The organism is Flavobacterium procerum, from assembly GCF_042431625.1.
In the GTDB taxonomy this organism is placed as follows: domain Bacteria; phylum Bacteroidota; class Bacteroidia; order Flavobacteriales; family Flavobacteriaceae; genus Flavobacterium; species Flavobacterium procerum.
This window is the reverse complement of sequence record NZ_JBHLYW010000007.1, coordinates 354,726-368,086: the sequence shown is the minus strand read 5'-3', so window position 1 is coordinate 368,086 and position 13,361 is coordinate 354,726. Positions and strand designations below refer to the sequence as shown.

16 protein-coding genes are annotated in these 13,361 nt (G+C 34.5%); 14 read left to right on the top strand and 2 right to left on the bottom strand.

Going from position 1 to position 13,361, the window contains the following annotated elements; genetic code table 11:
• Positions 1-53 precede the first annotated feature (53 nt).
• The 9 genes from ACFFLS_RS07235 to ACFFLS_RS07195 all read left to right on the top strand — a co-directional run bounded on the left by ACFFLS_RS07235 (position 54) and on the right by ACFFLS_RS07195 (position 5,570).
• Entirely contained in the window at positions 54-605 is a 552-nt protein-coding gene (locus ACFFLS_RS07235; protein WP_379685864.1) for a helix-turn-helix domain-containing protein, read from the top strand.
• A gap of 18 nt (positions 606-623) precedes the next feature.
• Positions 624-1,073 (top strand): response regulator, encoded by a 450-nt coding sequence (locus tag ACFFLS_RS07230; protein WP_379685863.1) that lies wholly within the window; start codon positions 624-626, stop codon positions 1,071-1,073.
• Positions 1,074-1,083: 10 nt separating this feature from the next.
• Positions 1,084-2,868 (top strand): CHASE3 domain-containing protein, encoded by a 1,785-nt coding sequence (locus ACFFLS_RS07225; protein ID WP_379685862.1) that lies wholly within the window; start codon positions 1,084-1,086, stop codon positions 2,866-2,868.
• Positions 2,869-3,001: 133 nt separating this feature from the next.
• The gene (locus ACFFLS_RS07220; protein ID WP_379685861.1) at positions 3,002-3,580 is read left to right on the top strand and encodes a DUF4142 domain-containing protein; all 579 of its coding nucleotides are present in this window, start codon (positions 3,002-3,004) and stop codon (positions 3,578-3,580) included.
• A gap of 19 nt (positions 3,581-3,599) precedes the next feature.
• A complete protein-coding gene (locus tag ACFFLS_RS07215) occupies positions 3,600-4,244 on the top strand; it encodes a porin family protein (RefSeq protein WP_379685860.1) in 645 nt (214 codons plus the stop codon).
• 44 nt (positions 4,245-4,288) lie between these two features.
• Positions 4,289-4,441 carry a lmo0937 family membrane protein gene (locus ACFFLS_RS07210; protein ID WP_125719162.1) on the top strand — a complete coding sequence of 51 codons (153 nt, stop codon included), beginning with the start codon at positions 4,289-4,291 and terminating at the stop codon, positions 4,439-4,441.
• Positions 4,442-4,489: 48 nt separating this feature from the next.
• The gene (locus tag ACFFLS_RS07205; RefSeq protein ID WP_379685859.1) at positions 4,490-4,774 is read left to right on the top strand and encodes a YtxH domain-containing protein; all 285 of its coding nucleotides are present in this window, start codon (positions 4,490-4,492) and stop codon (positions 4,772-4,774) included.
• A 38-nt stretch (positions 4,775-4,812) separates the two neighbouring features.
• A complete protein-coding gene (locus tag ACFFLS_RS07200; RefSeq protein ID WP_379685858.1) occupies positions 4,813-5,172 on the top strand; it encodes a hypothetical protein in 360 nt (119 codons plus the stop codon).
• Between the two features lie 26 nt (positions 5,173-5,198).
• A complete protein-coding gene (locus ACFFLS_RS07195; RefSeq protein WP_379685857.1) occupies positions 5,199-5,570 on the top strand; it encodes a hypothetical protein in 372 nt (123 codons plus the stop codon).
• 773 nt (positions 5,571-6,343) lie between these two features.
• Here the strand turns inward: ACFFLS_RS07195 and ACFFLS_RS07190 are convergent.
• Positions 6,344-7,675: a DUF5723 family protein gene (locus tag ACFFLS_RS07190; RefSeq protein ID WP_379685856.1), complete on the bottom strand. Its 1,332-nt coding sequence runs from the start codon at positions 7,673-7,675 to the stop codon at positions 6,344-6,346.
• Between the two features lie 343 nt (positions 7,676-8,018).
• Positions 8,019-9,095, bottom strand: coding sequence for a peptide chain release factor 1 (gene prfA / locus ACFFLS_RS07185; protein ID WP_379685855.1), 1,077 nt, complete (start codon positions 9,093-9,095; stop codon positions 8,019-8,021).
• 16 nt (positions 9,096-9,111) lie between these two features.
• On the opposite strand from prfA, the gene ACFFLS_RS07180 reads away from it, so the two are divergent.
• The 5 genes from ACFFLS_RS07180 to ACFFLS_RS07160 are packed head-to-tail and all read left to right on the top strand — an operon-like array spanning position 9,112 to position 13,338.
• Positions 9,112-9,801 carry a hypothetical protein gene (locus ACFFLS_RS07180; RefSeq protein WP_379685854.1) on the top strand — a complete coding sequence of 230 codons (690 nt, stop codon included), beginning with the start codon at positions 9,112-9,114 and terminating at the stop codon, positions 9,799-9,801.
• A 16-nt stretch (positions 9,802-9,817) separates the two neighbouring features.
• Complete coding sequence (locus ACFFLS_RS07175) at positions 9,818-11,620, top strand: type VI secretion system Vgr family protein (protein WP_379685853.1); 1,803 nt, start codon at positions 9,818-9,820, stop codon at positions 11,618-11,620.
• 11 nt (positions 11,621-11,631) lie between these two features.
• Positions 11,632-11,802, top strand: a complete 171-nt coding sequence (locus tag ACFFLS_RS07170) for a hypothetical protein (protein ID WP_257683924.1) — start codon at positions 11,632-11,634, stop codon at positions 11,800-11,802.
• The gene (locus ACFFLS_RS07165; protein ID WP_379685852.1) at positions 11,786-12,670 is read left to right on the top strand and encodes a hypothetical protein; all 885 of its coding nucleotides are present in this window, start codon (positions 11,786-11,788) and stop codon (positions 12,668-12,670) included. Before ACFFLS_RS07170 ends, ACFFLS_RS07165 begins: the two co-directional genes overlap by 17 nt.
• Positions 12,670-13,338 (top strand): hypothetical protein, encoded by a 669-nt coding sequence (locus ACFFLS_RS07160; RefSeq protein ID WP_379685851.1) that lies wholly within the window; start codon positions 12,670-12,672, stop codon positions 13,336-13,338. The genes ACFFLS_RS07165 and ACFFLS_RS07160 overlap by 1 nt, the downstream gene beginning before the upstream one ends.
• Positions 13,339-13,361: the final 23 nt, after the last annotated feature.

Genomic DNA, 13,361 nt, shown 5'->3' with positions numbered 1-13,361 from the left:
ATTAAAGCGGTAACAAAAAATAAATTAAGTATCTTTAACCAAATTTCAATAAAATGAAACTATTCATAAAGTTCGACATTAACACCATCTGTTCTCTATATTTGAAGCAAAATTTAGAAGAAAACAACATAAGTTTTAGTACACTCGGATTTGGAGAAATTGATATTGAAAACAATCTTGACGCAGAGGCTTTAGAAAATTTAAAAAGCAAACTGGCCCCATGCGGTTTTGAAGTTGTTGAAAATCAGAAAAGCGTTTTGGTTCAGAAAATAAAAGATGCCATTACAGAGCTGGTTTTTATGGACGATAGCAACAATTACAAAAGTTCTGTTTTTCTAGCCGAAAAACTAAACCACAGCTATGGTTATTTATCAAATGTTTTCTCAGAAGTAACCTATTCTTCTATCGAGAATTTTATCATTTTACAGAAAATTGAAAGAGCCAAACAACTGATTATTATTAATGAAATGAGTTTGACTGAAATCGCATTTTTACTCAACTACTCGAGTGTTGCGCATTTGAGCACACAATTTAAAAATACTACAGGAATTACACCATCGGCTTTTCAGAGAATAATTAAGAAACGAAGAGAGAATTTAAAATAAAACAAACACTACACTAAAATGCAGAAAAACGCATTAAATATTTTATTGGCCGATGATGATGAAGATGACCGTCTTTTTTTTAAAGATGCTTTTGAGGAAATCAAAATCCAAACCAATGTTAGTTTCGTACATGATGGAATGCAGCTGATGGATCATTTACTGAATACAGACAATAAACTTCCAGATATTTTGTTTCTAGATTTGAACATGCCGAAAAAAACAGGAAAAGAATGTCTTATCGAAATTAAAAAAACAGAGCATTTAAAAGATATTATTATTGCCATTTACTCAACGTCTTCTTCCGAAGAAGATATTGAAGACACCTTTATACAAGGTGCGAATATATATATTAAAAAGCCTAGTGACTTTAATACACTCAAAAAAATAATTAATGAAGTCGTGACAGTAAACTGGCACTATCACACCTCAGGTCTAAACCGTGATAATTTCCTGCTGCGACTAAAATAAGAGCCAAATAATGAAATGGATACCAAATTTTAATTCTTCAAACTCTTTGAGAGTTATTTTTGTAATCGCAGTTTTCATTCTGTTATTTCTTTCTTCCATTGCTTACAAACACAATCAGGATCTGAATGAATCGAGTAAGCTGGTGATGCATACCTACGAAATAAACATTCAGCTCGAACGATTGATGTCGGCCATAAAAGATGCAGAAACGGGCCAACGCGGTTACATCATAACACGCAATGCCCGTTTCCTGACTCCTTACATTTATTCTCGTGATAAAGTAAACACTTCTTTCATCACTTTGAAAAAACTCACTACTGACAATCCGGAACAGCAGAAAAACCTCGAAAAACTTTTTAAACTTATTATTCAGCGTTTTGTTTCTTTTGAAAACTGTCTGAAATACAGCGACCCGAAAACGTACGATAAAAGAAAACTCGACAACCACATGTTTGGAGGACGGATTTTGATGGAAAACATCCGTTTTAAGGTTGATGAAATGAATGATATCGAAAAGGCATATCTTAAAAAAAGGCTCAAAATCTATGATGCCGAAATATCTTTAAGCCCGCTTTTCTCAATTTCATTATTCTTGGTTGCGTTAAGTTTTATTTTGTTGGCTTATAGACAAATTAGCCGTGATTTTGAACGATTAAAAATTTACAACAAAAAACTTCTCATCTCTAGCGGCCTAATTTCAGAATCTGAAACCATAGGCAAATTCAGTACTTGGCAATGGGATTTAGATACTCAGAAAATCGATTATTCTGACAATCAATACCGATTATTGGGTTTTAAACCTGATTCTTTTGTACCCGAAAAAGAGACATTCCTAAATTTTGTTCATCATGATGACAAGCAAACGGTAGCCGAATCTATGAATGGTATCCTTGAAAAAGGAACCCTTCCGTTTGTTTACTATAAAATTGTGCGTCCTGATCGTGAAATAAGATACTTTAAATCAACCGGAAAATTACTTACCGACCAGCACGGAAGCAAAATCCTGCTCGGAATCAATTTTGATATTACAGATGAACATCTTTTAAATATTGAACTTCAAGAACGAAACAAAGAACTGGAGAAAAGCAATAAAGAATTGGCTTCTTTTAACCATGTTGCAAGTCATGATCTTCAGGAACCGCTTAGAAAAATCCAAACTTTTATTTCGAGGGTTTCAGATGCAGATAAGGCGGTAATGTCGGAAAGCGGCAAAAATTACATTACCAAAATCGAAGCTTCTGCCAAAAGAATGCGCGTTCTTATTGATGACCTTTTATTATTCTCTAGAACCAATACAACCAAAAAAGAGTTTATTAAAGTAAATCTTGACGAACTTTTAAAAAATGCAGAATCTGAACTGGCTGAAGTCATCGAAGAAAAGAAAGCGGTAATTACCGTTTCAAAGCTTCCGAAACTATCGGTTATTCCGTATCAGATCGAACAGCTTTTTATCAATTTAATTGGAAATTCATTAAAATACAGCCGTCCTGATGTTGAACCTATAATTACAATATCGAGCGAAAAAGTAAATTCGGCCGATTATCCTGAGATTTTGGAACAGACTGTAAAGAAATTCCATAAAATCACTTTTACCGATAACGGAATGGGTTTTGATCCTCAATTTAAAGAAACCATTTTTATTCTTTTTCAGAGACTTCATTCTAAAACAGATTATCCAGGAACCGGAATCGGGCTTGCAATTTGTAAGAAAATCGTAGAGAACCATAAAGGGCATATTACAGCAGACAGCACTCTCGATCAAGGCTCTGTTTTTACGGTTTTCCTTCCTGACTAAAACCCTTCAAAAAACACATAAAAAACGTTATATAAACCCATTATGGGAATTATATAACGTTTCTTTTTTATGGTGTAAGGTAAAATCTTTCATTCGTTAGCATCTTTGTAATGTAATACTTTAAGAAGTAAAAATGAAAGCAGGTCCTATTTTAAAGACAGCAGTTTGTAAGGTCTTTTTTTTATTTGTGATACTAATCTGCACCACATCTTGCAGAAAAAATAATCAGATAGAAAGTTCCCTAAAAAATGATGTTTTTTTTAAAAATGATAAAGAAGAAGTAGAAGCTTTTTTTTTCATCTCGACCGCCAATGTAAGTAAATCTATTATTTCTAAAAGTCAAATTGCGCAACAAAAAAGTTCAGATAGTACAATACAGCAATTAAGCAAGAAAATCGAAATTCACGAGAATCAATTACTGGGAGAAATATCAAAGATGGCAACATCAAGGCTCATTGTCATTACGGAAATCAACGCCACGCACAAGCGATATCTATATGATCTTATCGATGCCGATAGGTCTAATTTTAATAACGAATATTTAGATTCTCTGACAAAGTCTTTATGTGAACAGATTGAATTATTTGAGACCATTTCTAAAGAAACAGATGACAAAACGATTTTACAGTTAGTATTGCATTATTTACCTGAACATTATCAGCTCTTAAGGGAAACAGATAGCCTTAGGAAACAAGTAAAAGCCAACATTTAATTAACTAAATTTTTTAACTATGAAAATGCAATCAAATTTTTTATGCGCCTTAACACTTTTTTTGACAGCTTCATTTGGAATGCTGCACGCTCAGGACAATAATGTAAACACAGAGTTTGGTGTAAAAGGAGGATTCAACATGTCTAACCTGTACAACAGTGGAGATGATGTAGATGACAACAATATCTTATACGGTTTTAATGCCGGACTTTACGCTACACTTCCTATTTCAGATTTTGTAGCCATCCAACCAGAGCTTTTATTTACAACGAAAGGTGCTGAATTGGAATATAATGGTGCTTTAAATGGAGACGCCAAATTCAGATTAAACTATATCGAAGTTCCATTGCTTGTTAGAGTTAACATAACAAAAAACTTTAATGTACACGCCGGTGGTTATGCTTCTTATTTAGTAAGTTCTAAAGTAACAGGAAGCGGAGATTTTAATTTTAATGAGGAGATCGACAGAGACGATTTAAACAAATTTGACGCGGGTATTTCTGCTGGTTTAGGAGTTGATTTTAACCCAATCAGCATCGGATTACGTTACAATTACGGTTTAACAACTGTGGGTAAAGAAAGAACAGTTTTAGGAACAACTTACACTGCTCCTGATGCAAAAAACAGCAACTTAACTTTATATCTGTCGTACAAGTTAAACTAATCGCCTGCAACAAAATTAATTATTAACCTAAATTATAAAAAACCATGTCAAACTTATTATACACAGTGGCAGTAATTCTGGTTATACTTTGGGCTCTAGGGTTCTTTGTGTACAGTTTTGGAAGCATTATCCATATTCTGCTTGTAATTGCAATCATTGCGGTTCTGCTTAGACTTATCAAAGGCAGAGAAATTTAAAAAAAGAAATCAACAAATATTAAATATTAATCATTAAATCAATTTATTATGAAAGCTAGTAGCACAATTTTAGGAATAGCAGCAGCCGCTGCGGCAGGAGCATTATTAGGAGTTTTATTTGCTCCAGACAAAGGTTCTAACACAAGAAAAAAAATCAAAGATAAATCGAAAGATTACGGCGACAATATCAAAACAAAATTTGATGGTATTGTAAACACAATCACTTCTAACGGTAAAGAAATCATTGAAGAAGGAAAATCTAAACTTAACCAAGTTAAAGACGATTTTAACTCTATCAAAGATGAAGCGAAAGCTGTAAAAACGAACTACTAAAAAAAAGTGATTTTTTCAAACCATAAAACCCCTTTATCATGGAACCAAATGCAACAACAAACGAGAATTTAAATCTTTATGAAAAAGCTGAAAACTACACAAAAACGAGTTTAGAATTACTCAAACTTAAAACGGTATGTTCAGTAGCCGATGGTGTTTCATCATTAGCTTCTAAGATAGCAGTCGGTATTGTTGTTGCATTTTTCACCCTTTTCCTTAATGTGGGATTGAGTTTATGGATTGGAAAAGAACTCGGAGAATATTATTTCGGCTTTTTTATAATGGCGCTTTTCTATCTTATAGTAGCCATCATCGTGCACAAAGCACATCATAAGCTGATTAAGACTCCAATCGGAAATTCGATTATATCTAGTATTTTAAAAGAGAAACAAAACTGATTTACCAATTAATATCTAAAAAGACTATGGAGCCTATTTACACTATTGATGAGTTAAATCAGAGAATTAAATATTTAGAAACCCGCCAAGACGACGAATGGTGCGCTATCAAAAATCAGGTGGATGAAATTAAGGAGAATCTAAAACCTCTTAACTTAATCAGAAACACGGTTGAAGAAATCAACGAAACCGTTGGTTTTAAAAGCCACATGGCGCAGTCGGCAATTAGTATCGCAATCGGCTATGTAGCAAAAAGATTTATAGTCGGCAAAGGAGATTCTATGTTTAAAGGAATATTAGGATCTGTGGTGCAGCTTATCGTTACTAATTTGGTTTCGAAACCGCATGAGTCTTCAGACGAAGAAGAATCATCTAAATACGAACCATCGCAAGAGTAATTGTCTAACTTAAAAACATGAATTATGGAAAAGTTAAATACAATAATTATAAAAAATGGTGTAACAATCTACTCAAACCTATATAAATGTTTTGAATATACAAGAGTATTTCTGGGAATCTAACATCTATTATACGTTCTAGAAAAACGGTTAATAGAGATAAGACCATCACTATAAATCTAATTCATAATTAGAGCCTTAGAGGAAAAGCAAAATGAACTTTTAGTACATTTTGCTTTTTTTTTGCTAAGATGCTGAGATGCTGAGATACTAAGATGCTGAGTTTTATATCCTACGTCTGCAATTGATACGTCTCCCGTGGTTGAAACCACGGGCTATATTTTCAAATTCAAAAAAAAACTTAGACACTTAGAGTCTCAGCAAATCAGCATGTTTGGCAAACATAACCGATGGTTTTAACCATTGGGATGCAACGAAATATCATCCACAATTTGTAACATAATGCAGATTACCTGCAATAGAGACGACGCACTACATCTTCCTGTGGTTGAAACCACGGGCTATATTTTCAAATTCAAAAAAGGTCCGAAACTTAGAGCCTCAGCAAATCAGCTTGTTTGGCAAACATAGCCAATGGTTTTAACCATTGGGACGCAACGAATATCATCCACAATTTGTAACATAATGTAGATTACCTGCAATAGAGACGACGCACTGCATCTTCCCGTGGTTGAAACCACAAACTATATTTTCAAATTCAAAAAAACTTAGACACTTAGCATCTTAGTATCTTAGAAACTTACAAACTCAAATTAATTATAATTCTGATAAATCGGCAGTTTTAATCCCACATAAACATTGGTTCCTTTAGAATTGTTTGATAAGAAATTAGAAACCAGCGTGCCGGAACCGACAAATAACGGTCCAGCTCTGAATCCGGCTCCGATTTGCGTACCGCTGTACTCCATCCAGGTAACTGGAACATAAAAACTGAATTGTCTCGTTTCATATCTTGGCGTAAAAGTAACCGAATTCGCAATTGCGGTTCCGTTTACCTTTTGAGCATCTACCAAGCTGAAATCACCGCTTAGGTTTAGGTAAAATTTATTATCGATATTCCAATCTAGACTGGTGTGTAGCGCCGTTGGCAAATTGGCCTTTACGCCTTTTCTCGAAGAAATTTTTGTATAATTATCATCAAAAAACTCAAAAATATCTCCAGCATCATCAATATCCTGCTGGCTCACACGACCGTTAAGATTATACGTATTTTCGACAAGATCTTTATAATTTATTTTTCCAATGTCAGTAATTGCGGCTGCAGCTTTAAATTTATAACGGTTTCCGATGCAAGTATGGCAGTTGGTGCGGTATTCATATGTAAAACCCAAATCGGCGCCAACACCTGCCGGACGACCGTCAAACTTTGGATTATTGCCATTCGCATAATCGTAGCTTGCAGCTGTTTTTAAAGTTCCTGTCGAATAATATTCACTCAACTCAGGAAAAGCATTGTTTTTGGTAAAAGCCACGTTTAAATCGCTTCCGCTGATGTAGCCGTTTACGCCCGACATCAGGTATTTAAGGGTAATACCACCTTTTATAAAATGCTCATCACGATCTAATAAAACGGTTCCGTATCCCACTCCTATTTCGGCCCACGAATTGGTAACGCCATTCGGACTCCCGCCTGAAAGCATAAAACTGTTTGAAGCATCAATATCTTTATTCACCTCATCAATTAGTTCGCCGTTTACATTTACCACATTGGTTAAGCTTCTAAAACGCGAATAAACAGCAATACTATGCACTGGCGTAATATTCAGCATAAACGACGGTCCGAGAATATCAACATTCAGATTTCCGTTATTATTTGTCTTGATGTGTTTGCTGGCCTGTTTGTCAATATCATAATTGCTTTTGAGAAAATCGTTAAAATTTACACCGTACAAATCATTCTGTCCCGTCGCGCTGGCAGAAAAAATCGTCACATCGGCTCTGTACTTCGAATCGACAATAGAAGACGGATTAAACAATACGCCCTGAATACCCGCATAATTATCATCACGGAATCCAAAATAAGACTGACCTTTCGCATAAAAAAAACCGCATAAGAAGCAGCAATAGAGTAAAGTTTTTTTCATAAAATTCTTTTAGTTGGTTGGCTGTTAATCCTTTATTTGGGACAAAGGGTACACAAATATGAGCTAAAAAAAGTCAAAAAAAAAGACAGCCCGATTTTACAATTCGGACTGTCTTTTTTTTAAGATGCTAAGAAACTAAGCTTCTAAGTTGCTAAGTTTCAAAAAAGCATAACAAATCTTACCTGATAGTAAAAAAGTGTAGTATTGCCCTTAAACTAAAATGAAAAAGCCGGACAATTGTCCGGCTTAAATATTTTTTTTAAAATCTGATAAAAAATTCGGAATTTAAGAAAAAACTTAGAAGCTTAGAGTCTCAGAATCTTAGCAACTAAGAAGTTTACGTTTAATAAACTTCCGAAGCCTCTTTCAATTTCTCCATATTGTTTACCAACTGCAGTTCGGTAACGATTTTCTGGATATCACCGTTCATGATGTTTCCTAAATCGTAAAGCGTAAGACCGATTCTGTGATCCGTAACACGTCCTTGTGCGTAGTTGTAGGTACGAATTTTAGCCGAACGGTCTCCAGAACTTACCTGAGAGCTACGTTTCTTAGCATCTTCCTCTTGCTTTTTGGCCAATTCCATTTCGTATAAACGAGAACGTAAAACCGTCAAAGCCTTATCTTTATTCTTATGTTGTGATTTCTCGTCCTGACACTGTGCCACCAATCCTGTTGGAATGTGCGTTAAACGTACCGCCGATTTCGTCGTATTTACCGACTGTCCTCCAGGTCCAGAAGAACAAAAGAAATCGACACGAACATCGTTCATATCCACCTGAACATCAAACTCTTCAGCCTCTGGCAAAACCATAACCGTTGCTGCCGATGTATGCACACGTCCTTGCGTTTCGGTCTGCGGCACACGTTGTACACGGTGTACACCCGCTTCAAACTTCAAAGTTCCGTAAACATCTTCTCCAGTAACCTCAAAAATAACCTCTTTAAAACCACCAGAAGTACCTTCGTTCATATCTACAACAGATGTTCTCCAGCCCATTGTTTCGCAGTATTTCGTGTACATTCTAAACAAGTCTCCAGCAAAAATACTCGCTTCGTCCCCACCCGTTCCGGCGCGGATTTCGACCATAACATTTTTCGCATCTTCAGCGTCTTTCGGAATCAGCATAAATTTGATTTCCTCCTCCAACTCTGGCAAACGCTCTTTTGCTTCATCCAATTGCATTTTGGCCATTTCCACCATTTCGGCATCACTACCGTCTGCAATGATTTCGTTAGCCTCATCAATATTTGCCAAAACTACAATGTATTCTTCTCTCTTTTCAACCAGCGCTTTTATGCCTTTATATTCCTGATTAAGCTGTTTATAACGTTTTTGATCAGAAATAACATCCGGCTGGATGATCAAATCCGAAATCTCATCAAAACGCTGCTTTACATATTGAAGTCTATCTAACATTTTCTATTCCTTTTTATTGGACGGCAAAATTACAAAATTTTTACGGAAAATTCTAGTATTCATTTTTTGGGAATTTGTAGAAGGACTTTTAGTGGAATTAGGATGGTTTTTAGGAGCTCTCAAATCAATTATACCTTATTATACCATTCTAATGTCTTATAGCAGTACTGCTAATAGAAATGCTCAACATATTTTTATAGAAACTTCTTATTCTTCTAAAGCAATCATTATGCAAACCACAGAAAAAATTGTCAAACTGCTATCTTCAAAATATCGACCATTTATAGAAATCATGAACAATTCCAATAACTTTAATAGTAATGTTATTGTTGATTCTATTACAGGGACAATGTTTTCTATTCAAGCCAATTTTTTGTTCTCCTTTAAAGACAAAGATGATAATATGTGGCTAACCATTCCTGAGTCGTTAATAATAAATGATAAAAAGTATTATCCAAAGGTTGGCGACACCATTAGTCGAAGCGATGGCATAGAATACCATTTTACTACAAAAGAAGAAGTTGTAAAAATGGCAATCGAATATTTTGAAAAGTTTATTGATCCTTACTTTGGAATGATTGTAATAATGGAGGGGTTATTATTTTTTGAAAACGAAGGAGGCAGAAGAACTAAATTCTGTGGAATGCATCAAAAATTTAAATCACAAGCATACGATAAAATCGATGCTTTTATATCTTCTAATTAACTAAAAACTTTAAGTTATGAGTAAATTTTCAGACCAAGTTCACATTTCTATCAGCACTTTCAAAAAAAACATTGTTTACTATGATTTAAAGCTGACTCAGTCAATGGCAGACCACCATTATTTTTCTTTTACCTGGCAATACACCGCAGAAGCTGTAATCAATCCGGAGGACCAGGCTAATGCAATTTCAAAATACATCGGGAGTGAAGTCATTTTTACTTTTCAGGTCAACGGAATTAAGTTAATGTCCAAAGGTATTGTTCGAGGACTCAAATCAATAGATCGTCATGGAAGCCCGGCAGGTCTTCATGTTTATGGAATCAGTCATACTGTTTTTCTAGAAGACGGTCCTAAATCAAGAATTTTTCTCAATAAAAACCTGGAACAGATTGCGCTTGAAATATTTGGTGAAACTCATTCGGATGAGTTTTATCAGAGACAGGCCATCAAGCCGACTTATGCCAAAAGTTTTTCTTTTAAGCCACAGTATAACGAAACAAGCTTTAATTTCTTGAAACGTCTTTCTGAGCGCTATGGGCAGTGGTTTTACTTTGACGGAATGCGAATGCAGTTTGGAGAAACCAAGGCCACCAATATCAAACTGATCAATGGTTCATCGTTGCATGAGTTCACGATAGAAACCAATCTGTTTTCGCATAAAACTTCTTTTGGAGGCTATGATTACCTCACGGCATCAAATATTCGCAATGCAGCATTGGTCAATGATAACGGAAGCCGAGACAGATTTACCTCCTCAATGGTCTGGAATCAGCCCGCTGTAACCACAAAGGAATTAAGTGTAGGCACTTATACCAATAATGCGCAGAACAAAGAGGAAATTGATGAAATGGTCAAACTGCAGACTTCGGCGCATAATGCCAATTGCGTTTTTTACAGCGGCATATCCTATTTTCCGATTGGTGTCGGGCAGGTTTTTAGCATTCTAAACAAAACGGTCGAACATAACCTGATAGCTGTAGAAGTCATTCATCATTCTGAGGTGAATGGAAATTACAAATGTGAATTCAAAGCCATTCCATCTGATGTCACTGCGCCGCATTATACTAATGTAAACGTCTTCGCTTTTGCCGAAGCCCAGCCTGCCAAAGTAACCGACAACAATGACCCGGAAGGTCTAGGACGTGTTAAAGTGCAATATTACTGGAATGGCTGGGGAAATGAGAGCGAATGGATGCGCGTAACACAGCTATACGCCGGTTCTGGAAAGGGCGGTTACTTCAGACCCGAAATTGGAGAAGAAGTGCAGGTTAGTTTTCAGGGAGGCAATGTTGAATGTCCTTATGTTTCGGGAACGTATTACAACGGAAAAGAAAAACCAGAGTTTTTTGACCCTGAAAACAAAATTAAGGGCTGGAAATTTAGATTTGGAATGTTGTTTAAATTCATTGAAAAAGTGGGCATATGGCTTTCTGACCCAAGCGGAAATGAAATTCATCTGGATGAAGAGAATAAAAATATAAATGCTACATCGCCGGAGACTGTAACCATACGAGCCAAAAATATTGTTTTTGAGGCTAGTGAAAGTATCACGCTGAAAGCTGGAACTGATATCGATAGTAAAGCTGATCGAAATATGACACAAATTGCAGGGAATAACATTACGATAAGTGCAGAAGGTAATCTTTTCGAAAAAGGTGATGAAAAAATTGAACTTATAGACGAAAAAATAACTATTAATTCTTCTGAACGTATTGAAATGGCGGAGAAAATAAATATGAGTGCAACTAACGGAGACATGACATTGAAAGCTTCAAAAACGATTCATATAAATAGTGGCGAAAACAGCAATATTAATTAAAAATTAAAATCATGGCTATTATAAAAAATGCTACAAACAGTATTTTGCGAATAAACAAAAAGTCTATTGTTAAAGCAAAGGAAATTGAAAAAATCAGTGGCAACATAAAGTTAGTTGCTACTTATGGAAATATAGAATTAAACAGTACGCAAAAAATAATAAAAAATGGGAATATCAGTTAGTTTTGGCGATTATGAGCCAGAAAGAATACCAGAGCCTTGGGAAAAACATCCAAGGGTGAATCTTAAATGGGCTTATTACACTCAGAGTATTTCGATGACTATAAATGGAGAGTCTCATTGTGTAACAGCATTAACAAGTTTAAAAAAGTATTCTGGATATGGAGATGAAAAATTCAAAGGTTATCCCAATCAACAGGATAAGGATGTGTATGCAAGTGCTCTTAATATCTACATAAATAATATTGGAGAAGTAATTGGTGGTGATCGTGTAGTGACAACGTATAGGACTATTGCAGATGCAAAAGGTATAGAAGAACTAGATAGAAGTTTTGGTGTAAAAAGAGAAAAAGAGATTTTAATAGATGGTCCAGAGTTACATCGTCTTATAGTTGAAAAAGGAAGAGTAAGATTTAGAAATGGAAAGGAACATATTTTAAACTCTTTTCTTAACTATATTAAAGAAGCAATGATAATTAATAGAACACTAGATCAAAATTATACACGTATAATAATATCAGAAGATAAATCAAAAATTGAAAAAATATTAGCTAGAATTGGTATAGCAGGTGGTTTAGTAGGTTTTATACCTTTTTCCGAAACTGCTGGAGTAGCTATCGTAGCTAAAGAAGTTGTTTCAGTATTTTGTTTTTTATTAGGTCTGGAGCCTGAAATTAATACATTGGATAAAGCTTTTCCAATGTATGACATATATCAAATAGGTAAAAAATCCTATCATCAAGATTATTTAGCAGTCCAAGGACAAGATGGTGAATTTTACCAGAAGAAAGATGGTATACAAGAACCAAGAGAAGAAGATATTTTAAAAGGTATCGAACCAGTAATAGAATATAAAAAAAAGATTAAATAATGAAAAAAATACTATTAATATTATTGGTTTCAGTTGTTTCTTGTACGAAAAATGACAGAATCAATCATTACATAAATCAAAATTTAAGCGAACTAGAATTGCTCGATAATGGCTTTTACAAATATCAAAGAATAGTATATGAGGGAATAATTGATGATGAAAAAGATTATAATTTATCATCTGAGCCCACAGTTGCCTCTAAATTCAATCAAGTTACAATTGATGTTTTTTCTAATGTTAGGCCAAGAAAAGTTAATGGAATTCCTAAAGGACCTATCACTATATTTAAGGATACTCCAGAAAACGATATTAAAGGAAAAATTATCACCTACTTTTTTAGAAACAAAAAATTATTTTATAAAAGCATAATGACTAATCCTAAAAATATAAACGCACCAAAAGAACTTTTTAAAACTAAGGAGGATATTAAAAAATATTATAGTGATCTAAAAATTAATTATAGAGAAGTTCCCCTTGAAAGACTTAGAAATCATTATGATAGTATTGGCTTACGTGTGAGATTTATAATAAATAATTATGAATCCTACTTTTATTTATCAGATATAGATGAAATGGTGACTTATTATTTAAAAGAAAAAACAGGAAATGAGGACCAGCTTGTTTGGGATTTTTACAATGAAAACTCACTTTATAAGTTCCTTGAATAGAATAAGAGCTTGTTGATTTGGAA

What these genes read in the sequence shown, in the direction of transcription:
- prfA (WP_379685855.1), bottom strand. Translation starts at nt 9,095, where the DNA reads ATGTTAGATAGACTTCAATATGTAAAGCAGCGTTTTGATGAGATTTCG.
- ACFFLS_RS07190 (WP_379685856.1), bottom strand. Translation starts at nt 7,675, where the DNA reads ATGAAAAAAACTTTACTCTATTGCTGCTTCTTATGCGGTTTTTTTTAT.
- ACFFLS_RS07175 (WP_379685853.1), top strand. Translation starts at nt 9,818, where the DNA reads ATGAGTAAATTTTCAGACCAAGTTCACATTTCTATCAGCACTTTCAAA.
- ACFFLS_RS07165 (WP_379685852.1), top strand. Translation starts at nt 11,786, where the DNA reads ATGGGAATATCAGTTAGTTTTGGCGATTATGAGCCAGAAAGAATACCA.
- ACFFLS_RS07195 (WP_379685857.1), top strand. Translation starts at nt 5,199, where the DNA reads ATGGAGCCTATTTACACTATTGATGAGTTAAATCAGAGAATTAAATAT.
- ACFFLS_RS07170 (WP_257683924.1), top strand. Translation starts at nt 11,632, where the DNA reads ATGGCTATTATAAAAAATGCTACAAACAGTATTTTGCGAATAAACAAA.
- ACFFLS_RS07230 (WP_379685863.1), top strand. Translation starts at nt 624, where the DNA reads ATGCAGAAAAACGCATTAAATATTTTATTGGCCGATGATGATGAAGAT.
- ACFFLS_RS07215 (WP_379685860.1), top strand. Translation starts at nt 3,600, where the DNA reads ATGAAAATGCAATCAAATTTTTTATGCGCCTTAACACTTTTTTTGACA.
- ACFFLS_RS07160 (WP_379685851.1), top strand. Translation starts at nt 12,670, where the DNA reads ATGAAAAAAATACTATTAATATTATTGGTTTCAGTTGTTTCTTGTACG.
- ACFFLS_RS07225 (WP_379685862.1), top strand. Translation starts at nt 1,084, where the DNA reads ATGAAATGGATACCAAATTTTAATTCTTCAAACTCTTTGAGAGTTATT.
- ACFFLS_RS07235 (WP_379685864.1), top strand. Translation starts at nt 54, where the DNA reads ATGAAACTATTCATAAAGTTCGACATTAACACCATCTGTTCTCTATAT.
- ACFFLS_RS07200 (WP_379685858.1), top strand. Translation starts at nt 4,813, where the DNA reads ATGGAACCAAATGCAACAACAAACGAGAATTTAAATCTTTATGAAAAA.
- ACFFLS_RS07210 (WP_125719162.1), top strand. Translation starts at nt 4,289, where the DNA reads ATGTCAAACTTATTATACACAGTGGCAGTAATTCTGGTTATACTTTGG.
- ACFFLS_RS07220 (WP_379685861.1), top strand. Translation starts at nt 3,002, where the DNA reads ATGAAAGCAGGTCCTATTTTAAAGACAGCAGTTTGTAAGGTCTTTTTT.
- ACFFLS_RS07205 (WP_379685859.1), top strand. Translation starts at nt 4,490, where the DNA reads ATGAAAGCTAGTAGCACAATTTTAGGAATAGCAGCAGCCGCTGCGGCA.